This window comes from Rhodococcus sp. T9N (genome assembly GCF_024436645.1).
In the GTDB taxonomy this organism is placed as follows: Bacteria; Actinomycetota; Actinomycetes; order Mycobacteriales; family Mycobacteriaceae; genus Rhodococcus_F; species Rhodococcus_F qingshengii.
The window spans coordinates 1-23,679 of sequence record NZ_JAMSKS010000025.1 but is presented as its reverse complement, the minus strand read 5'-3'; the positions used below and the strand labels follow the sequence as shown (position 1 = coordinate 23,679).

The 23,679-nt window shown below is 61.3% G+C and carries 18 protein-coding genes, 4 tRNA genes and 1 riboswitch; of the genes, 9 read left to right on the top strand and 13 right to left on the bottom strand.

The features are described 5' to 3' along the window. Positions 1 to 51: 51 nt before the first annotated feature. Complete coding sequence (locus M1L53_RS28680) at positions 52 to 2,079, bottom strand: CocE/NonD family hydrolase (RefSeq protein ID WP_054188923.1); 2,028 nt, start codon at positions 2,077 to 2,079, stop codon at positions 52 to 54. Between the two features lie 92 nt (positions 2,080 to 2,171). On the opposite strand from M1L53_RS28680, the gene M1L53_RS28675 reads away from it, so the two are divergent. The 3 genes from M1L53_RS28675 to M1L53_RS28665 all read left to right on the top strand — a co-directional run bounded on the left by M1L53_RS28675 (position 2,172) and on the right by M1L53_RS28665 (position 5,694). Beyond that, positions 2,172 to 3,143, top strand: a complete 972-nt coding sequence (locus M1L53_RS28675) for a pseudouridine synthase (protein WP_051649588.1) — start codon at positions 2,172 to 2,174, stop codon at positions 3,141 to 3,143. A gap of 75 nt (positions 3,144 to 3,218) precedes the next feature. Next, positions 3,219 to 4,754, top strand: a complete 1,536-nt coding sequence (locus M1L53_RS28670) for a CYTH and CHAD domain-containing protein (protein WP_030535267.1) — start codon at positions 3,219 to 3,221, stop codon at positions 4,752 to 4,754. 49 nt (positions 4,755 to 4,803) lie between these two features. Continuing rightward, positions 4,804 to 5,694, top strand: coding sequence for a universal stress protein (locus M1L53_RS28665; RefSeq protein WP_054188924.1), 891 nt, complete (start codon positions 4,804 to 4,806; stop codon positions 5,692 to 5,694). Between the two features lie 54 nt (positions 5,695 to 5,748). On the opposite strand, the gene M1L53_RS28660 is transcribed toward M1L53_RS28665, so the two are convergent. Then, positions 5,749 to 6,489 (bottom strand): VIT family protein, encoded by a 741-nt coding sequence (locus M1L53_RS28660; protein WP_007733901.1) that lies wholly within the window; start codon positions 6,487 to 6,489, stop codon positions 5,749 to 5,751. Positions 6,490 to 6,620: 131 nt separating this feature from the next. On the opposite strand from M1L53_RS28660, the gene M1L53_RS28655 reads away from it, so the two are divergent. Further along, positions 6,621 to 7,379 carry an SDR family NAD(P)-dependent oxidoreductase gene (locus tag M1L53_RS28655; RefSeq protein ID WP_042451355.1) on the top strand — a complete coding sequence of 253 codons (759 nt, stop codon included), beginning with the start codon at positions 6,621 to 6,623 and terminating at the stop codon, positions 7,377 to 7,379. Positions 7,380 to 7,382: 3 nt separating this feature from the next. Here the strand turns inward: M1L53_RS28655 and M1L53_RS28650 are convergent, their stop codons facing one another. From M1L53_RS28650 to M1L53_RS28605, 10 genes are all read right to left on the bottom strand, one after another. Further along, the gene (locus tag M1L53_RS28650) at positions 7,383 to 8,015 is read right to left on the bottom strand and encodes a TetR family transcriptional regulator (RefSeq protein ID WP_007733896.1); all 633 of its coding nucleotides are present in this window, start codon (positions 8,013 to 8,015) and stop codon (positions 7,383 to 7,385) included. A gap of 114 nt (positions 8,016 to 8,129) precedes the next feature. Next, complete coding sequence (gene ftsW, locus M1L53_RS28645) at positions 8,130 to 9,473, bottom strand: putative lipid II flippase FtsW (RefSeq protein WP_223304427.1); 1,344 nt, start codon at positions 9,471 to 9,473, stop codon at positions 8,130 to 8,132. A gap of 257 nt (positions 9,474 to 9,730) precedes the next feature. Continuing rightward, the gene (locus M1L53_RS28640) at positions 9,731 to 11,092 is read right to left on the bottom strand and encodes an MFS transporter (RefSeq protein ID WP_185744511.1); all 1,362 of its coding nucleotides are present in this window, start codon (positions 11,090 to 11,092) and stop codon (positions 9,731 to 9,733) included. Between the two features lie 69 nt (positions 11,093 to 11,161). Continuing rightward, positions 11,162 to 12,556, bottom strand: a complete 1,395-nt coding sequence (locus M1L53_RS28635; protein WP_029256106.1) for an NtaA/DmoA family FMN-dependent monooxygenase — start codon at positions 12,554 to 12,556, stop codon at positions 11,162 to 11,164. A 29-nt stretch (positions 12,557 to 12,585) separates the two neighbouring features. Beyond that, complete coding sequence (locus tag M1L53_RS28630) at positions 12,586 to 13,665, bottom strand: LLM class flavin-dependent oxidoreductase (RefSeq protein ID WP_054188926.1); 1,080 nt, start codon at positions 13,663 to 13,665, stop codon at positions 12,586 to 12,588. Between the two features lie 4 nt (positions 13,666 to 13,669). Continuing rightward, a riboswitch (SAM riboswitch) is annotated at positions 13,670 to 13,765 on the bottom strand. A 179-nt stretch (positions 13,766 to 13,944) separates the two neighbouring features. Then, positions 13,945 to 15,573: an ABC transporter substrate-binding protein gene (locus M1L53_RS28625; protein WP_142006241.1), complete on the bottom strand. Its 1,629-nt coding sequence runs from the start codon at positions 15,571 to 15,573 to the stop codon at positions 13,945 to 13,947. A 241-nt stretch (positions 15,574 to 15,814) separates the two neighbouring features. Further along, positions 15,815 to 15,891: transfer RNA gene (locus tag M1L53_RS28620), tRNA-Phe, on the bottom strand. 70 nt (positions 15,892 to 15,961) lie between these two features. After that, positions 15,962 to 16,035, bottom strand: a tRNA-Asp gene (locus M1L53_RS28615). A gap of 135 nt (positions 16,036 to 16,170) precedes the next feature. After that, positions 16,171 to 16,243 (bottom strand) — tRNA-Glu (locus M1L53_RS28610). Between the two features lie 112 nt (positions 16,244 to 16,355). Then, positions 16,356 to 17,009, bottom strand: coding sequence for a TetR/AcrR family transcriptional regulator (locus M1L53_RS28605; protein ID WP_003940323.1), 654 nt, complete (start codon positions 17,007 to 17,009; stop codon positions 16,356 to 16,358). Positions 17,010 to 17,414: 405 nt separating this feature from the next. Between M1L53_RS28605 and M1L53_RS28600 the strand changes: the two genes are divergently transcribed. The 5 genes from M1L53_RS28600 (at position 17,415) to M1L53_RS28580 (ending at position 21,629) form a co-directional block, all read left to right on the top strand. After that, the gene (locus M1L53_RS28600) at positions 17,415 to 17,906 is read left to right on the top strand and encodes a MarR family winged helix-turn-helix transcriptional regulator (protein WP_007733882.1); all 492 of its coding nucleotides are present in this window, start codon (positions 17,415 to 17,417) and stop codon (positions 17,904 to 17,906) included. Next, positions 17,903 to 19,294, top strand: coding sequence for an MFS transporter (locus M1L53_RS28595; RefSeq protein WP_030535260.1), 1,392 nt, complete (start codon positions 17,903 to 17,905; stop codon positions 19,292 to 19,294). The genes M1L53_RS28600 and M1L53_RS28595 overlap by 4 nt, the downstream gene beginning before the upstream one ends. A gap of 12 nt (positions 19,295 to 19,306) precedes the next feature. Beyond that, positions 19,307 to 19,379, top strand: a tRNA-Lys gene (locus M1L53_RS28590). 158 nt (positions 19,380 to 19,537) lie between these two features. After that, positions 19,538 to 20,083 (top strand): hypothetical protein, encoded by a 546-nt coding sequence (locus M1L53_RS28585; RefSeq protein WP_261949403.1) that lies wholly within the window; start codon positions 19,538 to 19,540, stop codon positions 20,081 to 20,083. 193 nt (positions 20,084 to 20,276) lie between these two features. Beyond that, positions 20,277 to 21,629, top strand: coding sequence for a hypothetical protein (locus M1L53_RS28580; protein ID WP_261949402.1), 1,353 nt, complete (start codon positions 20,277 to 20,279; stop codon positions 21,627 to 21,629). Here M1L53_RS28580 and M1L53_RS28575 read toward each other — a convergent pair. Beyond that, entirely contained in the window at positions 21,626 to 23,650 is a 2,025-nt protein-coding gene (locus tag M1L53_RS28575) for a hypothetical protein (RefSeq protein ID WP_261949401.1), read from the bottom strand. The genes M1L53_RS28580 and M1L53_RS28575 overlap by 4 nt on opposite strands. Between the last annotated feature and the right edge of the window lie 29 nt (positions 23,651 to 23,679).

The following is a 23,679-nucleotide window of genomic DNA, read 5'->3' as shown; positions in this document are numbered from 1 at the left end:
CTCAGAACGTCCGCGAGCCCGCAGGTTCTCACGCCGCCGATCCAATCCGAGTCAGCGGCCCCCGACGAACGGAACGTTGACGAAGCTCGGCCGGTCTGCAGCCAACTCGATGTGCTGCGGTTTGAGTTGGCTGTCGGCGAGCATCGGGCCGAGCGCCAGGTATCGCGGCACGCTGGCAGCGTAGACGTCGACGCGGAGCCGGTGCCCCGGTTGCAGCACTGCGTCCGTCGGGAGCATGTTGATGTCGACGGTGGTGACCTCACCGGGAACCACCGGCTGACGCGTGTCGATCGTCAGATAGTGGTGCGGTTCACTGTAGTCACCGTTGGCCGAGCGAGTGCTCTTCGAATCGTCGACTGCCCGCAGCGACGCAGTCAGAGCGCCGTTCGTGATCGGTGTCGATGTTCCGTCCGGTGCTACGTCGTTGACCGTCGCTGCCCAGAATCCGTCCGTCGCGTCCAAGACTGTCTCGAGATGGACGTTGATCGGGCCCGAGAGTGAGGTCGGCTCCGTCACTGCCTCACCGGTGAACGTCAGGCCCTCCGCTTCCTGGAATCGGGAATCCTTGGAACACGTCGCACCGAGCACCACGGAGATCCCGGCAGTTCCCTGAGTTCCGTCACCGGAGCAGAAGCCTCGCAGTCCTGGTGCGACTGTCAATCGCGCTGCGGCACTGGGCGGGTCATTCGTCAGCGAACCGTCGTGCGCTGCGTGGGCGGCAGTACCGCTGGGCGCAGAGTTCAGATACATACGTTCGTAGCTCGCACCGGCTCGCGGGAACTGATCGTCCGTGATCCATCCGCCGCCTTGCTGGAACATCGTCACCGGACCGTAACGATCGATTCCGTTGTCGATGCCCTTGAGCCACTTGTCGAACCACGCACGTTCGAGCACGTCGAGGCGCGGCGGCGCACCGTCCTTGCCGAATCCTCCACCGGGAGTGACGTGATAGCCGTTCCCCATGATCAACTGCTTCTGCCCGGGCGGCAGATCGATTCCGTTGTAGATCCGCGGCTCACTGTTGGCGAAGATGTCGTGCCAACCGCCGTAGACCATCGTCGGAACGGCGATGTTGCCGACGTCAGCGGCTCGGTCCTGATAGAACTGCCCGTCTTGCGCGACTTGCAGAGTCGACGGTGACACGTCCTCGATTCTCTGAGCCGTCATCGCTTGCACCAGTTCGGGAATCAGCGTACCGGGATCCTCGAGGCGGCTCGCCAACCACAGGGGATCGAAGTTTCCTTGCAGGATGTCCTGAACGTTCGGGATGAGTTTGAGCCCGTTGACCGCGGTCAACCACAACGGCATGAACCCGACTCCGAGGCCGCCACCGGTTCCGACGATGTCGCGCAGCAGATCGTTGCCAGGTTCGACCGGGAAGATCGCCTTCAGTGCAGATGGATTGTTGCTCGCCGCCTGCACCGAGTTGATCGCGGAGTACGAGATGCCCGCCATCCCTACTTTCCCGTCGGACCACCCCTGCTTGCTCATCCAGTCGATGACCTCGACCGAATCCTGTTGCTCGCGCTTACCGAGCACGTCCCAATTACCTTGGGAGAAGCCGGTTCCACGTGCGTCGACCACTACCTGCGTGTATCCGTTCTGGACCAGATCACGGTTGACGCCGAGAACCCTGGCGCCTCCGCCGGCGATGACGCCCGTCAACTCCGACACGCCGTCGAACGGCGCCGCGAGGTCGAGCGAGTTCGCAACGTCCATCAGCGTCTCACCGACCTGCGGGATCGACAGAGCTGAATCCACCAGTGTGTCCAGCAGTTTCGTGTACGGCGTGATGTTGAGGACCGAAGGCGTCTTCGATTCCACGGCCCGCCCGGATGCATCCGCCGGTCGGTACACATTCGCTTGCAGAACTGTGCCGTCACTCATCGTGATGGGCACGTCCCACTCGATGGAGACCCCCGGATACTGCGGCGTCGCCTCCGTTGCCGCGAGCCAGGCCTGCCCGTCCGACCCTCCCGTCGGATCCGCAGAAGCGACGGCGCTCGGCACCGTCAATCCCACGACGCACAGCCCCACCGCAATCGTTGTCGACCTTCGACGTAGAAGTCGTGTCCTCACGAAAACCCCAATTTTCTGTTGTGATGACCCAGCCCTGCCCCCACGACAGTGACCGGTGTCACGAACTTACCGGATAGTAACTTCCGTCCCATATGTCGTCAATAGGTCTGAATGCCGACCGGACGGCTAGCTTTGAAGATGTGTCACGATCACCGCTTCCCGTCCGCGACGGCCTGAACCCCAGTCGCATCCGTCAGCCAGACGACGGCATGTGGACGACGACGCTCGACTACCTGCTCGAACGGTTCCCCCAGGACGCCGTCCGATTGCGGGAGAAGGTCGCAGCCGGGGAGGTCGTCGACGAGAAGGGTGTCGGAATCACCGAGACGAGCGCTTTTGCTCCCCGGCGGTTCGTCTACCTGTACCGCGACCCTCCCGTCGAAACGCGGGTGCCGTTCGAGATCGACATCCTTTATCGGGACGAAAACATCCTGGTCGTGGACAAGCCGCACTTTCTCGCGAGCACGCCCCGCGGGCGATACATCGCCGAATCGGCCTTGGTGCGGTTGCGTCGAGATCTCGATTTGCCGGAGTTGAGTCCAGCGCATCGCCTCGACCGCGTCACGGCGGGACTGCTGCTGTTCACCGTGCATCAGTCGGCCCGGCGCGGCTATCAGACCATGTTCGCCGAGCGCCGCGTCGCCAAGGAATACGAGGCCATCGCGCGTTACGACGCGCAGGTGAGCACTCCCGTGGTCGTGCGCAGTCGCATCGTGAAAGAACGCGGCGTGCTCAAGGCCGCGGAGATCGAGGGCGAACCCAACAGCGAGTCGCGGATCGAACTGATCGAAACGCGAGACGGCTTCGCGCGGTACCGGTTGATTCCCCATACCGGCAAGACCCATCAACTTCGCCTGCACATGACCTCGCTCGGGCTACCGATCCACGGCGACAACTTCTATCCCGACTTCTACGACGTTGCCGCAGAGGATTATTCGAACCCGCTGCGCCTGCTTTCGAAGGTTCTCGAGTTCGAGGATCCCACGACCGGCCGGCTGCAACGGTTCGAAAGTCGGCGGACCCTGTCCTGGCCGGACGAATCAGGCAGTGGCGACTCGCCGTAGGGACCCCGGACCCTTCCACTGCGCCTCCGATACCGGGAGGATGGAAGCGCAGACCGCACCGCAAGAGGAGACCAGATGAGCAAGACCGCCGTCGTACCCGAAGCCGTACGGGAGATCGAGCGCAAGTACGAGGCGCCGGCCGAGCAGGAAGTTCCCGCCTTGGGCGGACTTCCCGGTGTTGTCGGCGAACCGGTCCACGACTCGATACAGCTCTCTGCCACCTACTTCGACACCGCGGACTACCGGTTGCTGGCCGAGAAGATCACGCTGCGCAAGCGTGAGGGTGGCGACGACGCGGGGTGGCACATGAAACTTCCCGCAGGCCAGGACGCTCGAACCGAAATCCAACTTCCCCCGGACGAGAGCACCGATGTGCCCTCGCCGCTGTCGAGTCTGATCCGGGCGATCATTCGCGGTCACGATCTGGTGCCGGTCGCCCTGATCATCACCGATCGGGAGCGCACCAGGCTCAACGGCGAAAACGGTGTGCTGCTTGCCGAAGTGGTCTCCGACACCGTCATCGCCTGCAAGGCAGACGGTTCCGGAGAGTCGACGTGGCAGGAAGTCGAGGTCGAACAAGGCGCAGGCGGGCAAGAGCTGGCCGATGCAATCGAGTCGGTTCTACTGGACGCCGGGCTGGAGCGCTCTGCGAGTCCGTCCAAACTCAAACGAGCACTGGGCACGTCGGTCACACCGTACGCCGGTCACGAGGTCACCTCGGGCAAGGCGTCGAATCCGCGGATTCTGTTGCGTAATTACCTCATCGAACAATTGCGCGCACTGGTCGCCGCGGATCTCGGCACGCGTCGGGCCGACGACGAAGCCGTTCACGACTTCCGGGTTGCGGCACGTCGCATCCGCAGCGCTCTGCAGTCGTACGCCGGCCACTCCCCCAAGACCGACGATCTCATCACGGATCTGCGGTGGATCGGTGGAAAGTTCGGTGACGCCCGCGACGTCGAGGTCCAGTGGGAGCGTCTTGTGGAACGCCTCGGCGAAATCGACGAGATGCCCGAGCGAGAAGCTGTGCGAGCTCGAATCGACGAGTTCTTCTCTGCACGTGGTGAAACCGCCCAGGAAACAGCCCTCGAGGCGCTCGATTCCGAGCGATACACCACGCTGCTCGATCGCCTCGACGAGTACGTCGGCGACCTCGAATTCGACACCGCCACCCACCGCGTCGGAAAGAAGGCATCGGCACGAGAGTTGGCCCATACCCTGCGGCACCTGGCACACAAGGTCGGTAAGCGGGTCGATCACGTCTTCGATGCCGATAGCCGCACCGAGCGTGACGAGCGAATGCACCGCGCCCGCAAGGGAGCCAAGCGGATGAAGTACGCGATCGAGGTCATGGAACCCGTGTCGAAGAGCCGAGCGAAGCGTGCACTGAAGCATTTCAGCCACTTCCAGGATGTTCTCGGCGAGCACCAGGATTCCGTTGTCGCCCAACATCATCTACTTGCAATGGCAGCCGAGCAGGAGCATACCTCGCTCACCAGTTTCGGATTGGGCATGGCCTACCGACGAGAACTGGAAATAGCCGACGGGCAATCGACCCTGCTACGCAAGACGTGGAAGGAAGCCGTGAAGTCAGCATCGTCACTCTGGTGACGTCGCTGTAACCAGTCGACCGATCTCGATCATTTCAGAGGGAGTAGACATGAACACACTTGCAGGACACCAGGATATCGTCGCCGGTATCGACGGATCCGAGGCCTCGACGGCGGCGGCCCGGTGGGCGGCCTCCGTCGCGAACGCGGTGAACTCACGGCTGATTCTGGCGCACGCCCTGCCGCAAGAGGGCCCGATCTACAGTCCCGCTGCGGTGATGTTGCAGTCACAGTTCCTCAGCCAGATCCGCGAAGACGGCGAAGCGATCGTCGAGGCCGCCGCCACGGTGATTTCGGCCGAATTCCCCGGACTGACCATCGAATCCGAGATCGCGCCAGGGCCGGCGTCGACGCATATCCTCGAATCCTCGGGTACCGCACGCCTGATCGTGATGGGGTCGACCGGATCGGGTGCACTGCGCTCACGGCTGCTCGGATCGACCGCACTGAAGGTGGCCAATCATGCAACCTGTCCGGTCACCGTGTGGCGTGGTTCGGCGGAGAATCCCGGTCCGGATCAGCGTCCCGTCATCGTCGGAGTCGACGGAAGCGCGTTGAGCAAGAAGGCCGTCGAGTACGCGTTTCGATATGCCGATCAGTTCGACGCGCCGCTCATCGCGGTCCACACCTGGCAGGGTTCGTCCACCTTCCGCGAAGGCGGAGCGGGAATCCTGATCGACTGGGAGGCTGTCGAGCAGGAGGAATCGGCGCTACTGGCGGAAAATCTAGCCGGTATGGCCGACCAGTACCCGGACGTGCCGGTCACCCGCATCAGTGAACCCGGTGCCGCTGCTCCCGTCATGCTCAAATACGCCGACGACGCACAGTTGATAGTTGTCGGAAGTCACGGCCGCAGTGCGATGGCGGGCGCCGTGATGGGCTCCACCAGCCAGAATCTGCTGCACCATGCGCCAGGGCCGGTCATGATCTGTCGCGCCTGAATTGCTGTGCGCCTTTATTAACCCCCCGCGGTTAATAAAGGCGCACAGCAGGGGTCAGGCGAGACCCGTGCCCACCAACTGACCTACTCCGTACGTCACGGCCATCGCCAGCGCGCCACCGATCACCACGCGTAGCACCGCTCTGGTCTTGCGAGCTCCGCCGAGCGTCGCGCTGATCGTCCCGGTCAGCGCAAGTGCGATCAGCACCGCGAAAAATGCGATAGGGACGCGGATGCCTGTCGGCGGCACCAGAATTGCGACCAACGGGATCGCCGCGCCGATCGTGAACGAGATTGCCGACGAAATCGCTGCATGCCAAGGATTGGTGAGATCGTCTGGATCGATGCCCAATTCGACTTCTACGTGCGCCGCGAAGGCGTCGTGCTCGGTTAATTCTTCGGCGACGCGGCGGGCCGTCTCCGGACTCAATCCCTTGTTCTCGTAGATCTCGGTCAGTTCCTGAAGTTCAGCCTCCGGGGTCTCGAGGAGTTCCTTCTTCTCCTTCTGCAGGAGTGCGCGTTCGGTGTCTCGCTGAGCGCTGACCGAGACGTACTCACCCAGCGCCATGGACACAGCGCCGGCAACCAGACCAGCAAAACCCGCTGTGAAGATTGCTGAGCGCTCGGTTGTGGCTGCCGCAACACCGACCACGAGGCCTGCGGTCGAGACGATTCCGTCGTTTGCACCCAGAACACCTGCACGCAGCCAGTTCAGGCGATTGTTCAAACTCGGTGCATGAGGTTCCGATTCCCCACCGGGCGCCCCGTCGGTCAACTGCACACTGTCTCCGGACATGGCAACAGATTAGGACGATCAGTCCGGTTGCGATAGCAATCTGAGCCTGTCCTTCGCGCACTGATATATTCCGATTGGCACCCCAACCAAGCATTTGTTAGGTTTGGAATCGGCAGACACCTGGAGGCATTGTGAGCGCAGTACGCACCGCTTTTGTCAGCGGCGGAACCGGTGGAATCGGGTCGGCGATCGCCCTGACCCTCGCCGAACGCGGACACGACGTCGCCTTCACCTACCGAAACAACAAGGGCGCTGCCGAGCAACTGAGCGAGCAGATTCGAGCGCATGGTGTGCGCGCCCACTCGTACTCGCTCGACTTGACCGACGAGTTGTCGATCAGCGCCGCCGTCAACGATGCGGTCAGTGATCTGGGCGCATTGACGACCCTCGTCCACGCTGCGGGACCGCACGTCCCGATGACGCACCTCTCACGTGTGACGCCGGCGTTCTTCACCGAACAACTCAACCAGGAGGCCGCGGCGTTCTTCACCCTCGTCCACACCGCCCTGCCTGCGCTGCGTGCATCCTCGGGTTCGGTGGTGGCGGTGACAACCGCGGCAACGGATCGCTTTCCCGTGCGCGACGGACTCTCCGCTGGCACCAAAGGGGCTGTCGAACAACTTGTTCGCGGATTCGCCGCAGAGGAAGGACGCTACGGCGTCCGGTTCAACGCTGTAGGACCAGGCATGTTGACGGACGGAATGGCGGAGCGCCTGATCAGCTCCGCCGAACTCGACCAAGGCGCGCTCGACGTGACGATGAGCCGAATCCCGTTGAAGCGCTTCGGATCAGCTGCCGACATCGCCGAAGCAGTATGTTTCCTCGCAAGCGACGCGGCCGGATTCATCAGCGGTCAGAAGCTCAACGTCGACGGTGGCTACACCGTCTGAGCGCTATCCGCCCAACTTGCGAAAGACCAGTCGCACGGCAAGTTCCAGGTGCGCCATCACCTCGTCCGTCGTCATCCGGCCCGCAACCCACGAGACGAGACTCGACATCCAGACGTCGTCGATCACCTTCACCGCGTCCAACTGCTGCTGCGAGACTTCCTCGACACCGATCGCCTTCGCGAACATCTCGGTCACGACCCCACCGAGCGCGTTGAGTTCCGGGGTCGCCGACGCGTCCGCGAACATGTACGCCCGAACCAACGCTTCGTAACGGAGGTGATCGGTCTCGAGGACCTCCGTATTCTTGCGCAGCACAAACAGAATCCGGTCCGACGGAGTCTCGCCCGGGATTACAAAGTCTTGGAATCTGTCACGCAAACCCTCGAACATCCACAACAATGCGACGACAAGCATGTGGTTCTTGGACGGGAAATACCGGTAAACAGTGCCGATCGCGACGCCGGCGCGATCGGCCACCGATCGCATCTGCACCGCGTCGTAGCCGCCTTCGGAGGCGGATTCCATTGCGGCGTCGACAATCCGGCGAAAACGCGCTCGCTGCGACGGCGTCGTACGACGTCCGGTCACCGAGCTACGTTCGACCACCGACTGGTCTGCCTTGTCGCCACCTGCCATGTCCACAACCCTTATTAGACGTCGTTTTGCCGACTCCCAATGTAGCCGCCCAACGCAATTGTCGGGTGCATGACTGCCCGCTTCCGAACTGCCCGCCAGTGGAACTGGCCCAGATCAGGAAGCGCGCCGCGGCCGATCGGATCGGCCGCGTCTACGTGGATCTTCCGACCAGTCGCGAGAGGGTGCGCGTCGGCCCGGAGCTGGAGCCCGGCGTCTGTCGGGTTGTGGTGCCCGTCGTTCCGGTCGGCGTTGCCCAGTTGGAGCAGGCTGGGCGCGGCGAGCTGGCGGCCTCCGTCGATCGGTCTGTGGCTTCTTGGCAATGCCGAACCGAGGCTTGCCGAAGACCAGAGGAATCCAGCCGCGACCGCTGCTCTCGGCCGAGGCGACAGCCTCGGGCTCACGGAAGGCTGCGTGCGCGATGAGCCCGAACATCAGCAGGGTGGTGATCATCGACGTTCCGCCCGCCGAGATGAGCGGTAGTTGCAGACCGGTCACCGGAATCAGGCCGACGACGTAGGCGATGTTGATGAACGCCTGCACGACGATCAACGTCGTTGCCGTCGCTGTCATGACTTTGAGGAACGGATCAGTGGACCGTTTCGCGATCCGCAGCCCGACGATCAGAACCGCGGCAAAGAGAGCGACGACGATCAGCGCGCCGACCAGACCCAACTCTTCACCGATCACGGCAAAAATGAAGTCGTTGTGCGCCTGCGGGAGATAGCTCCATTTGGCGTCGGACTGCCCCAGACCGCGACCGAAGATGCCGCCGTTAGCCAATGCGTACTTGGCCTGAGTGCTCTGGAAGTTCAAGCCTTGCGGGTCGAGATCAGGATTGAGGAAAGCCTTGATGCGATCCGAGCGGTAACCAGCAGTAAGCCCGAGCACGAGAAATGCGACTGCGGAACCGAGCGTGAGGCTGATGAACGTCTTCATCCGGAACAGCCCGAACCACAGCACCGACATGAAGATGATGCCGATGGTGATGGTGGTTCCGAGGTCCTTCTCCAACACCACCAGAACCAGAACCAGCAGCGTCGTACCGCCGATCACCGGCAGCGCGCGGTTGACGTCCATCCGCGCCTTCATGAACGACGCAACCGTCGCTGCGGACCAGATCGCCAGAGCAAGTTTGGCCAGCTCCGACGGCTGGAAGGAAATGCCCGCGATCACGAACCAGCTGCGAGCACCCATTTGTTCCGAGCCGATACCTGGAATCAGCACCAGGACAAGCAGAACAAGACACAGGATCAGCAGCCACGGGGACGCTCTACGCATCGTTTCGGTCGGCAACCGCACGACTGCCACGAACATCACCAAACCGATCGCTGCGAACATGCACTGCGGCCAGAAGCGGGCGTAGGACGTCCCGGACAGAACATAGGATTCGACGCCCGAAGACGACAGCACCATCAGCAGTCCGAACGCGACGATCAGCACGACCAGACCGACGATCATATGGAAATCGAACAGTGGCCGATTCGTCCACATCGCCGTTCGAGCGCGGAAGGGTGTCGATGTGCGGTCACGTTTGTCCGACGCTCCACGGGGTGAGTTAACTGGCTCTCCACTCCCGCGACCGTTGGGCTTGTCTTCACTGCGACCGGTCACCACACAAGTATCGTCCCACGACTCCTAACCCATGGGTAACACAAGTCCCATGAGTCACACGGGCTCGGCCTCCCGAGGTCCATGTAGACCCACGAAATACCAGGTCACGTCCTTCGCCGGCGTCGGTCTGCCACCGCTCCCGCCAACGAGAGCGTCAACATGACCACGCAGACGGCAAGCGCGATCCCGAACGCACGTCCGTATCCGTCGGGCGACGATCCGAGCACACCGAGATACAACCCCGATACCGCGGCCAGCGAGATGGTCGCTGACAGGCGCTGAGACAGTTGAAGGAAACCCGCCGCAACACCGTTCGCGCCCGGCGGTGCATATTCGAGAGTCAGCACCCGATTGGGCGCGTCGACCAAACCGCTGGCAACTCCCGACAACACCGCCAGGACCACCAGCACCGGGATCAGATGTTCCCGCGGAATCAGATTGACCGCTGCGATGTAGCCGAGGATGACAAGGATCTCGCCGACGATGGCAAAAACCACCGCACTTCGGCCGAACCTGGCAACCAGCCGCCATCCGAAAGCCGACGTCAATGCCATCGCGAGTGAGCTACCGGTCATGATCAACGCCGCACTCAGCGGGGCGAAGCCCAAACCCTCGATCAGATAGAGGCTGAGCACCGCGTTGACGGCGAGGATGGATCCGAACCAGAAGAGTGCAACCGTTGTACCCAACCGGAAGCCCCTCGAGGCGATCAACGACGGAAGCAGTACCGGCGTCCCGCCGCGCTCGGCGTACCGACGTTCCCAGAACCAGAAGGCAACGGCAGCGCCGAACGCACCGATCAGGAAAGCCGCAGCCACAGTGACACTGGTTCGGGTCACGATGGGCCACAACAGGAGCCCGGTCGTAGTCGCCAGCAGACACAGCCCAACCGGATCGATCGATGTGCCCGATCGGGTAGTTCGATCACGGCGCAGAAAGCGAAACGCCAGAATCAGTGTGATCAGAGCAAACGGCACGTTGAGAACGAGAAGCAACCGCCATCCGAAGTCGGCGTCAGAATACTTCAGCAGAACGCCACCGAGGATCGGTCCGGAAACGCCGGCCAGACCACCCGCGGTGCTGTACGCGCCCAACGCCTTCGCCCGAGCCTTTCCGGACACCCGGTCGGTGATGATGCCGAGCACCTGCGAACTGATGGTGCCTGAGCCGATCCCTTGCCCAAGACGAGCCAACACGATCATCGACGGATCCGACGCACATGCCCCGAGGATTCCCATCACAGCGAAAATGCTCAGCCCCGCCAAGAACAAGCGTCGACGCCCGACGACGTCACCGAGTCGGCCCGCCGGCACAAGGGCCAAGCCGAAAGTCAGCGAATAGCTCGCAAGGATCCACTGCACCTCGGAGGTCGACGCGCCCAGCGACGCCCGGATCGACGGAACCCCGATTCCGAGCACCGCCGAATCGAGAAGAGTGGTGAACCCCGCGGCTACGCAGACGATGATCTCCCAGCGGACGGCCGAATCGAGCTTGGTGGATTCGGCCGCCGCTGTGACCGTGTGGGACAGGACCCGTTACCCCGCAGCTTCAGACGCGGCCCGACGCGTGAGCGGCGGTCGCAACCCCAAGTGCTCTCGCAGCGTCGACGTGGAGTACTCGGTGCGGTACGCCCCACGCTCCTGCAGTTCCGGGATCAACCAGTCCACGATCTCGTCGAGGCCGGTCGGCACCAGGTACGGCGAGATGTTGAAGCCGTCCGAAGCTCCGTTGCGCACCCAATGGACCAACTGATCTGCGACCTGCCCCGGAGTGCCCGCAAAACCCGAACGCTGCGAGGTCTCGATGGCGACCTGACGTAGGGACAGATTCTTTGCCTCGGCGAGAGCCCGCCATTCACGTGCGATCGCAATGGGGTCGTTGCCGTCTCGTGCGGAACCGCGCGTCTCGGACACCGGGCGGGCAACCGGATCTTCCTCCGGTAATGGACCGTCCGGGTCTCGGTCGGAAAGGTCCTTCCCCCACACCAATCCGACGAGGGACAGTGCGGTTTGGCCGGTGAACTGACCTTCGAGGACCCACCGCGCCTTCTCTTCGACCTCGGACTCGTTCTCCGCCAACACGATCTGCGTGCTGGGCAGGATCTTGACGTCGTCCTCCGGTCGCCCGACGCTACGCAACCGAGCCCGAATGTCGTCGGCGAAGTCGAGTGCGCCGTCGAAATGCGTCCCGTGTCGCGAGAAGATGACGTCGGCGTGCGTCGCCGCGAAATCGCGTCCAGTCGGCGAATCGCCCGCTTGAAAGATGACCGGATGTCCCTGTCTGCTGCGGGGAAGCGTCGGCGTCACGGAGATGTCGAACTGCGAAGTCTGGCGGCGTACGTCGCTCACGGCTCCCGGAGTCGACCAGTTCTCGGACGTGCGAGAGTCCGAGATCGCGTCGTCGGCCCACGAATCCCACAGTGCCCGTGCAGTTTCGATGAACTGCCCGGCACGCTCGTAACGCAGGGCGTGGTCGAGGAAACCACCGCGACGGAAATTCTCTCCCGTCCAAGCGTTGTCGGTGGTGACCGCGTTCCAGCCGGCCCGTCCGTCGGAAAGTAGATCGAGGCCGGAGAGTCGACGGGCGAGGTCGGCCGGTTCGTTGTACGTGGTGTTCTGTGTCGCGACCAGCCCGATCTTGTCGGTGATACCGGCGAGGGCGGCCAACTGCGCAATGGCGTCGGGGCGGCCGGCGATATCCAGATCGAGAATCTTGCCGTTCTGCTCGCGAAGGCGAAGGCCCTCACCGAGGAAGAAGGCGTCGAACAGACCTCGCTCGGCGGTGAGTACCAAGCGCCGAAACGTCTCGAAGTCGATCTGGGATCCGCTCGAGGAATCGGACCAGATGGTGGTGTGGTTGACCCCCTGGAAGAAGACGCCGAAGTGAACGTGAGCGTCGGGTCGAGGTACGGCGGAGCGTGATGCAGTCATAGCCGAAATGTCCTTAGCGCGAAGTCAAGTCAGGAGGAGTGGACGAATCGATTTGCGGGCCGCTGCAGGCCGAGGTTGCCCCTCAGAGTCGATCCCGGAACCGGGCGTCGCGTCAACCCGGCCTTGGACAGCGCCGGAAGCACGAATTTGGCCAGCACCGGAAGGTCCTCGTCGATCACGAGAGGGTGAAAATGAACACCGTCGAGGTGTCCGGCCAATTCCTTCAGAACCACGGCCGCTTCCCCCGGATCTGCAGCCAGGAGCAGTCGGCCGGTGACGACGGCATTCCCGTACGAGTTCAGCTCGGTCCTCCGCTGCGCCGCAGACAGATTCGGCGTATCGAATGCCACATCGACCTCGGCGACCACCAATGACGCGCCCTCATCGCGCGCCTTGGCAGCCGACTGTGCAATGGTCTCCACCGAATCACCGGAAACGAGAACAACATCCGGCTGGCGTGGATCGATTTCGCCGTAGCGGCCGAACACCACCAACTGGCCTTGAGGCGGCCGCGGAACGATTGCCGGCCCCTTCACCGAGAACGTGTCGCCCTCGAAATTGACGTAATGCAGACGATCACGTTCGAGGAAACGCCCACTGAGATAGTCACGAACGACGGCGTCGTCCTCCCACGAGTCCCAGAGATCGGTCACAACGGTGACCGAATCCCGCTGCTCTTGCTGACGCGCCGACTCCGTTGTTACCGGAGCCCTCCCCCACGCCCTCGCCGCGGCATCGTCTTCGACCGGAACAGCAAGCCAGCCGCCACGCCCACGCGAGGAGTAGTCCAACGTCGCCAATTGCGAGGACGTATGAAACGGTTCGGCGTACGTGGTCCCGACGACGGGGACCAGCCCGATCGTGCTGGTTGTCGCCGCCACGTACGACGCCCTCGAGACGGCATCGATGCGGCCGACGACGTCACCACTCGGGGGGAGGATGGAATCGTCGAACGTCGCGAACGTGAAGCCGGCATTCTCGGCAGCCGCGACGCGATCGCGCACGGCTTTGCCCGTGAGCAGCTGGTCCGGGCGGTGTGAGCTTCGGCGCCAGGCAGCGGGGTGAGTGCCCTCGCCGTCCAGTTCGATACCCACGGCAAATACAGTCATGTGTCCTCCATCGGTCCTGGCGGTAGCACCCACACTGCGGTTAGGTAGCGGGTTGCTGCGGCATCATCGAGCCAGGTCTCTCAGCCACTCTGGATGGTGGATGCAATCTATGCGGGCCACGCTGGGCAAGTCAAATCACGCTTGTCGAATCATATTGACCTACAACATATTTCAATACAATCATCCTGATCGAAAGGGTTGCGCAACGCTAGCCGACGTAGACACGAAAGAGCCCCGCCCGACTCGCGTCGGACGGGGCTCTCGGTGTGCGCTGGAACGCTACTTCGCGCCCATCCATGCCTGATCGAACAGCATGATGCCGGTTGCAGTCGGAACCACACCGTGCACGTTCTTCTGCCAAGCCCAGAACGACGTCAGCCCGCCGATCGGCGCCGACGGAACCGTCTCGTTCCACAGCGTCTGAATCTTGCCGATGATCGCCAGGGTCGACGAATTATCCTTGGCTTGTTGTAGATCTGCGATCAGCTGATCCATCGCCGGGTTCGCATATCCAGCAGTATTCGCCATCGAGGTGCTGTTGGTCGTGGAGAACAATCCGAGATCGAGAATCGACTCGTACATTCCGATGCCCGCGTGCGCGAGGTCGAAATCGTGCTTGACGTAGACGTTCTGCACGATGTCGCCGGCGTTGTTGGCCAAGATCAAGTTCACCTCGAACCCGACGGCCTGCAACAGTGACTGCACGGCGAGGCCGATCGCGTGGTCCTTCGGCTCACTGAGAACGACGTAGTCGAGGCTGCCGTCGTACCCGTCTGCCTTCGCCTGATTCAAAAGTTCCTTCGACTTTTCGGGGTCGTAGGCAATACCCGGTGTGTCTACATGCCATTGAGACGTCGGACCGAACAACTCCGAGCCCGGCAGTCCCTCACCGTTTTCCACTCGCTGATCGATCAACGTGGTGTCGAGCGCGTAGCCGATAGCCTGACGGACGCGAACATCCGAGCCCGGTCGGCCCTCACGGTTGTTGATAATCTCGGCACTACCGGCATTGAGCACGTCGATGTAGCCGGGGTAGCCAGCGGACTTGGCGGAATTGATCGCCGACGTGAGGCCGCGAATGTAGGCGACATCGAGCTGACCGCTGTTCAATGATTCGAGATTGGCCTGCGGACCGTTGAGCGCAACCATCCGCAACTTGTCCAGCTTGGGGGCGCCGCCGTAGTAGGACGGGTTGGCCTTGAAGATTCGCTCGACGCTCGGTGTGAAGACATCTTCGGTGAAGGGTCCGGCTCCGACGGCGGTGAACTTGTCGCCCTGCTGCGAACTCGGGGCGACGATCATCCCGTGCCCGAGAGCGAGCATCGACGGAAAACGCATCCACGGCGTCTTCAGCTTGAATTCCACTGTCGTCGGACCGCTTGCCTGCGCCGATTCCACCGAAGCCAGCCACAGTTCGGCGCCATTGCCCTTGCCCGCGTTGTACCGATCGATGCTCGCGATCACGGCGTTGGCGTCGAGGGTGGTGCCGTCACTGAACTTCACACCGTCGCGAAGTTTCAGCGTCCAGGTGGCTCCGTCGTCAGCTGTCTCGAGCGATTGAGCCAACTTGGGCTCGAACTCGCCGCTCGCAGTGTCGTAACTCATCAGGACGTCGTACACAGCAGCGAAGGCCTCACCGCCGGAACCGCCGCGCGCGGCCGTCTTCGTCGGGTCGAGTGAGGGAACGAGCACCTGTACGCCGTACGTCATGGTCCCGCCGGCCACCGCAGTTCCCGGATCGGGCTGCTCGTTGACCATGCCGGTCACGACGTCCGCCGACGCGGTCGTCGTATCGGTCCCGCTGTCGTCACCGTTGCTCGCGCAGCCCACCAATAGAACCCCGGTGCCGAACAATGCGACGGCGACCCGGCTGACTTTCCCGATGCGCCAAGATCTCGAGTGCGACACGGAGATTCCACCTCACTTTCAGTAGACGCAGCCACGGATCGGCCGCAATCGGCTAATAGTGAGGTTCTTGACGGAGTGACGCGCAGCACGTTCCCGGTCACCGGAATCATTCACGGAGACAAAGGATGCGTATAACTCAGATGATCGAGCCGAGCGGTTTATGGCGACTGACATCCGAATACGAAAAAGCTCCAACCTTATGTTCGAAGAACATGAGATTGGAGCTTGTCGATAAGAATTATGGTGGCCAGGGCCGGGATCGAACCGGCGACCTTCCGCTTTTCAGGCGGACGCTCGTACCAACTGAGCTACCTGGCCGGACGGCACCCGAACCGAATGCCTATCGCATTGCTTTGTTCTCAACCGATTGATTGAGAACAAAGCTTTGCGACCCTGACGGGACTCGAACCCGCGACCTCCGCCGTGACAGGGCGGCGCGCTAACCAACTGCGCCACAGGGCCTTGCTTTTTCCTTGCTGTGAAACCGTACTACATCTTCGAGCCGCTCCCAAACCACTGTCCTGGCCTGGCATTTGTGCATCTCAAAGCGTGTCGTGCGGGTCAAACCATACTGCATCGTTTCGCTTTCGCAAAACGTACCCCCTACGGGATTCGAACCCGCGCTACCGCCTTGAAAGGGCGGCGTCCTAGGCCGCTAGACGAAGGGGGCCCGCCGGATCTCTCCGAACTAGTACCCCAACGGCGTTCCGTTGGGAGCTTGGATAGCTTATGGCACGGCATTCGGAAATCACAAATCGCCTGCTCACGGGCAGAAAAGTGCACTATTCAGTGTCAGGGAACTCGACTTGGGGCCACCCGTCACGATGGAACGTCTCCAACCACTGCGGCGTAGCCATGGCTTCGAGGACTACTTCGAGAGACTCCTCGAACCACTCGCCCAGATCTCCACTGGAGGCAATCAGGTCTGCCATGTACCGCTGGCCGGCAAGGCTCGCTGCCAGTACACGCGTGAATTTGTCCGGGTCGGCGTCTTCTCGGAGCAAACCGTCGTCCTTGGCACGCAATGCCAACTCATAGGCGGTCTTTCCCCAGACCTGCCCACCACCGGACTGCACATCCTTGTAGAACTCGGGCTCGATGATCAGCCGGAATTCCGCCTGCACGATCACCTCGGCACGGAAGACCTCGGCAATGTCGAGCACGAGACCGTGCAAAGCGACGAATGGATCGAGGTCTGTTCTCTTGGCCCAACGATCAGTAATTCCAGTGAAGGTTTCGATAGCCGAGGTCAGAACCGCTCGCGCCAACTCTTCCTTGGACTGGAAATGGAAATACATGGCGCCTTTGGTGGCGCGGGAGCCCTCGAGGATCGTGTTCACCGACGCAGCTGCATAGCCGCGCTTGGCGAATTCGACTGCAGCCGCTTCGACCAGGGCGGCGCGGGTACGCCGCGCACGCTCTTGTTGACGTGCCATTTACGGTGTTGTGCCTCTCGCAGAGTTGGTACGCAGAGCCGCCGTGATCGGCGCCTGTCATCCCCCGAAACTTCACAATATCCCCTCCAACACACCCTACGTAAGGACTAGAGCCATACCCGCCAAAAGTACTAGACGCAATCGGCTGTTCAGGGGACAAGAACCGACTTTATGCCCAAAAGACACCAAGTGGTATGGTTTTGGCCGCTCGGGTGCGCCGCAGGGGGTGCGCATCCGAGCTTTTTCGTGCCCGAGATTCTGATAATTCGACCTCGCAGACGGAACTGCTTCGCCGACCGATGGACAGCAGTCCCAAGGTTTTAAACAACTAGTGCAATTGTTTATTCCCCCTTTTCCGTCGAAACCGTACTGGCAGCATCGAAACAACACAGTTAGACTGTCTAAATGAATGTTGGAGAGGGTCGCAGCAAGGCTCGAGACGAGATCGACGTACTTTGGGACGATCTGGGTGCCTTCGTCCGACGTCTACGCACCAAACGCAACGACCACAAGCTCACGCCGAGCCAGATCCAGGCCCTCGGCCACCTCGACCGACAAGGTCCGTCGACCGCCAAAGAGTTGGCAAAATTCGAGCGCGTCACACCGCAATCAATCGCCAAGACCGTGGCCGCGCTCGAAGAACAGGGCATGGTGACGCGAAGGGCGGATCCATCGGACGGCCGCGCGGTCTTGGTCACGATGACCGAACTCGGCACATCGACCCTTCACGAAGACCGAACGAAACGAACAGAGTGGCTGGCCGAGGTCATCGACGCCGAGTGCACCGAAGCCGAGCGTGACTTGCTTCTGATCGCCGGCCGAATCCTGCGCAGACTAGGCCAGGGCGAGTCCCCAGCATCGACATCGATATCAGAGGAGTCACTGATGAACTCGTGACCACCGTCGTCGAAACGCCGACCCCCCAAACTCCCGTTCCACTGAAACTGAGTCTTGCTCTCGGCTCCGGAACCGTTCTTCAAGCGCTGAACTCGTCGATGATTGCCGTGGCAATCGTCCCGATCGCCACATACTTCGGTTCCAGTTCAGGCACAGCGTGGGTCATCTCGGCCCTCTACATCGCGACTGCGGTCACGGCGCCGGCGGCTGGTCGACTCGGATCGATCCTCGGCGCCAAACGCGTCTACCTCGCCGGATTGGGCCTGATCGCTGCCGGATCGATCCTCGGCTCGCTCGCCCCGTCGCTGGGCTGGCTGATCGCCGCACGAATCCTGCTCGGAATCGGCACGGCGACACAGTATCCGAACGCAATGACCGTCATCCGCGAATACGCTGACCGCCACCGGACTCAAACCCGTTCAGCTATAGCAACACTCACCATTTGCGCTCAATCGGTCGTCGCGCTGGGGCCCACTCTCGGCGGGTTGTTGGTCGGCACACTCGGTTGGCAATCGATCATGTGGGTGAACCTCCCACTTGTCGTCGTCACTGCCGTATGGGTCTTCTTCGCCGCCCCTAGCGACTCCGCCCTGCCCGACCGGGCCGGCGCCGCTGCGTTGTTCAAGTCTCTCGACCCACTCGGTATCACCCTGTTTCTGGCTCTGACGACATCGACGATGCTCTTTCTCCTCTCTCTCGCCGAGCACGCGAAGTGGTACCTCGTCCCGTCGACGGCCCTCTTCGCGTTCCTGTTCGTCTGGTGGGAACGTCGAACGGCCTCGGCGTTCATCGACGTCCGCGCCGTCGTCCGAAACCGCGCACTGAGCATGACTCTCGGCCGGACCCTGCTGACTTACACAGCGTTCTACTGCATCTTCTTCGGACTCCCCCAGTGGCTACAGGTAGCCCGCGGAATGTCACCGATCAGCGCCGGGCTCTTCATGCTGCCCGTCGCTGCGGTCGGGATCTTCGCGACCATGTCCGCGTCCAGGGTGTACGGGAAATTCGGCGCACGGATCACCCTCCTGATCGGCACCGCCGCGTTGGCTGTCGGCGGGATTCTGATCGCCTTTGTCGAATCGAGTTCGACTCCCCTTGTGGCACTCCTGCTGATTGCGGCGATCCTGGGCATTCCCAACGGCTTCAACAACATGGGAAACCAGAACCTGATCAACTCGGTGACCACCTCCGCCGACGTCGGAACTGCGATCGGTCTGTACCGAACAATCCAGTACATCGGCGCCAACCTTGCGGCCGTCGTCATCGAGCTGACCATGCGCGGAACCATCGACGACGCGGGTCTGCATCGCACGGGCGGGACCATCGCCGTCATCGGAATCGCCCTTCTGGTGGGGGTGGTGTTTTCACGGACTCTGCGGTCCCGTTAGACTCTGCGCCGCGCCCCTATAGCTCAGTTGGTAGAGCTACGGACTTTTAATCCGCAGGTCGTAGGTTCGAGTCCTACTGGGGGCACATAGCCTGACCAGGCAATATGCTTGGTCAGGCTTTTTCATTCCCTCGTTCGTGCCACAAACGTGCCACAGTTGCCCAATTTGATCGGAGCGTTTCGAAGTGATTCCAAATCCTCTGACCAGGGAGATTTCGTCCGACCGGTCTGGTATGCATTGCTGATGAAGAAGATTCTTGCCGCCTCAATCCTTGCTGGAGCGCTATTGGTTTCGGCCTGCAGTTCCTCTTCGGGAGGTGCCCCTGTAGCAACTGGCGAACCAGTAACCAGTGGTCCACTGCAGTCGAGCTTCGGCACGCCTGTCGACGTGACGGCAGCGGGTGGCGAGAAGTTGGGCACCGTCACGTTCCTTGAAATCGAGAACGACCCCAAGTGCACAAAACGCTACGGCCCGATCACTGATCCCAAGGGCATGTTCGTCGCCGTGAAGATGCAGGTTTCAACCACCCCGAGCCATGATGAGTACAAATTCATGCGCACAACAGGGCGAGATTTCTCCGAGATCACACCTGCCGGCATCACCAAGAGTGCAGACTCAAATGAATACAACTGCCTTGAAGGCAGGGACGATTTCGGCAGTCCATTTCAGGCGTCAAGCACGTATGAGGGCTGGGTTCTGCTGGATGTCTCAGATCCCGGATCTAAACTCTCATACCTTCCGCAGTATGCGCCCCTAGGAACGTCGGCAATCCTGCTCCCGCCTCGCTAGAGGTGCCAGTACGTAGAGTCCCCTAGAGACGACGAAAAGCCCCCAACCTCGCGATGAGGTTGGGGGCTTTGTTCTAGTTGCCGCGAGTAATGGAGGGACCTTCGTCGTACGATCCGCGAACCAAGATCCATAGGCAGGCAGGCCAGCTCACCGGACAATGAAACGATGGCTGACCTAACGCAGGACCGTGTCGATGCTTGATCCTGAAACAGTGGACACCGCGATCCTCGTGATCTTCATCGGAACCGCCATCGCAGCAGTCGGTGCAATCGTCATGCCGTGGTCATTCAGGCGAGCGTCTCGAGTCAAGTCGACGCCATACGACAACTACCGACGAGTCTTCGGCCTGCTCGCAGCAGTGCCCATGCCGTGGTTTCGCTCCGCGTTCTGCGCAGCTTCAGTGCCTGGGATATTTCTGATCCCAATCAAGCCGCTGAATGGATGGCCTCGATGGAGTAAGGCGCTCATTGGGGCGGCCATCGGGGCTGCATCCATGATCGCCGTCAGCGCTTTCGTTCAAGGGGTGCCACTTCCCGTAACAGCCGTCGCATCGCTACTCGCCGCGGCACTGTTCACATCATCGGCGGTGAAGTTGACGGCTGGCGAACGAGACGCAGGACAATTGATCGCCTGGACCGCTGCCGGCCACACCCTGTTTTTCATCTTGATCGGCACTAGCAATACATCAGACACATTCGAACACCTATGGAAGTACGGGATCGCTACACCCGTGACGATAGTTCTGATTTACATGGCGGTGTCGGCAGGCAAAACATGGCTGTCGGCCACACTGCTCGCGGCCCTGGGTGTCACCAGCATGTCTCTGGGGTTCCGGTCTCACGCACTCGTCTGCCTGATTTCTATGGTCCTGTTGATGGCGAAGGGTTCGTCAAGCCGGCCTAGATGGGCGAAGGTTGGGGTCGCACTCGTCGGCATCTACGCTCTGGCTGTACTTCTGCCGAATGCTATTTCGTCTGGCACCTTCGGCGCTGACGTACAATCTCGGACCATTGCTCAAGAACAGGTTTCCGATGCACCAGCCTTCCTCGCCGGTCGGGTCGAGCCGCCATTCTCAATCGCAGCCATCTCAGAGAAGCCGCTGATGGGATGGGGCAACCTCAACAAGATCGACCGCGCCACCGAAGCGTCAGGAGTCCAAATCGCCAAAGACTTGGGAATGACGAACCCCGATTCGTACCGAAAGATCTGGATCCGGGACGGGGGCCAGGTGTCGCTGCATTCAGTGTTCTTTGAATCGTGGGCCGCTGGTGGAATTTTGGCCGCCGGATTCCCAGCCTTGCTGATCTGCCTATTCTCCGCTGCAGCCATCCGAGCACGAGGGCAATACGCCGCGCTGGTGATCCTCGTGTCGATACAGGGCCTTTGGGATGTAGTTTTTTCGCCGTGGGGCTACAACCGACCAATACTTTTTGCGACCTCGGCGGTGCTGGCGTGCTGGTGTATCACGGAGCATCGTCGAGCGAAGAGTAAAACTCAGGCTTACTCTTCGCTCGACGCGGGCATACGGCAAAGCCAATCTGCCTAGACTGCGGTACCCAGCGCGTCGCGCCATACTGACCCGTCCGAAAAGATCGGCTTACCCAGCGTGCTGTCATACAGCATGGCGCCCACACCTGCTGCGTTCGCTGCCGGGCGGGCACCTGTTGCAACTGGCCGAAGCGCCACCGTCCCTGTAGATCGCTTAGCGGTAAGGGGTTCATAGAGCAGCGCACCCGCATCACTGTATGCGCGAAGCGCCCAGCCCGAGCCGGCATTTGAGCCACTCTCAACGATTCCGTCGACCTCAAGGCCCCAGCGATCCACAGCAGCGGTTTGCCATTTCATCCGCCTGCGCGATCCTGGCGCACCGTTCATGTCGAATCCCGGAGCGTTTCCGGACGATGTACTGCCGCCGGCGATCACGCCGCCAACCGCACGGATCGAACTCAAGTAGTTCGACCCGCCCGCATGCTCGGTGTAGATCGACGATGAATTCGATACAGCTTGGCGCGTGTTGACGCCTCGGACATTGCTCCACGTCGGGTCGGCACTGCCGGTGAGGTAGATCGCATAATTGGCCAAGGGCGTGGTTCGAGTATCGACTACTGTGACGTTAGTAGCTGAGAAGCGCGTGATCTTACTCGTGCTACCCGGCTTAGCGGCGATGCCGAAATTCTCGGCAGTGGATGTAGACGAAATTAGCGTCCCCGCATAATCGTTCAGGGAACCCGGATTGACAATCATTCCGTTTCGGACTGAGACATCCTGTGCGCCCGAGACGACAATTCCACCCTTGGCGCAGTCGATCAGCATAAACTCGCTGATCTCCAAATTGGTGGCGACGGCAGTCTGGTTGGGAAGATCATTGGAAGGCGAGCCGCCGATGCGTATTCCCGTCCCAGCGCTGGAGTCTCCGAAATCGCCTGAGACCGTGCCGCGCAGGATTCCCTTGACAAAGATGCCTGTGACCTTGCCATTCCTCGGTGCGTCGTCCAGGTAGACCCCACCGATGGCACAGTTCGTCGCGGAGATATTTGTGATGTTCAGGCAAGTTGGGCCATAGTCGTTCGCGTTGCCATTAACGATGAAACCACCTAGCCAAATCCCGTACGCTGCACAGTTTTCGGCATACAGGTTGGATGCAGTGACGGACTTGTTTCCGCGACTGAAAGAGAACCCGTTGTCGTGTCCGTTGATCGTGCGGAGGTTGTGTGCGACCGCATGTTCACAAAAGATCCACGAGGGGTCCATCGTGTTGACGCACAACGTATTTGTGACCGTTGCATCCCCACGAATTCCCGACAGTAGCCACGATTGGTTGGCGTTCTTGATCGTCACGTCGTCGATGCGGATATTCGAGATCGGATAGAGCGACGGGTCTACGTCCCCTGTTGCGGTCGGTTGCAGATCTCCCTTGAATGAGAAGGGTTGAGCGACCCCACCGCCGCCAGACTTGGTTCGTGATCGCCGCGGGATGCCATTTGTGTCATCAACGAGAGTGCCCTGCACAGTGAAGGATCGGAACGTAATGTCTCCACACCCACCGCCGGATCCGGTGCAGGTGAACCCGGCGCCGAGCATGACGGAGTTGTCCGCCAAGGTTCCCGTGAAGGTGACAGTGGTCTGCTCGCGACCTAGTCCCTCGAAGACTAGGCCGTAAACGCCAGCGAAGTTGATTTGCTTGCGGCATGTGTACGAGCTTTTAGTGAGTCGTACGCGTCCGATTCCGAGGGTTTTCGCAAAGGTGATCGCCTTCTGGATGCACACATCATCCGACGCGTCAGTACTTCCGACATTCCGGAATGCCTCCACATCCACGAAGGTAAGTGGGGCGTAGGTGTCGTCCAGAAATGCCTTCGTCGCAGCGCCGGTGGCGACCAGATCGGCCACCGTGGCATCTGTCACCTCAGCCTCGGGAATCACTGCGCGTCCAACTTCAGTCGCGAGTTCATCGTCAAGTTTGAAGACGAGTTCGTCAGTTGCCGAATCTGTTTCGACCTGTCCGATGCCGAACCCGCGAGGACCCCGAGACAACTGAACCGCCAACGATGACGGCGCAACATTCACATTGTCGGCGAGGTTGATCTCGGCGCCAG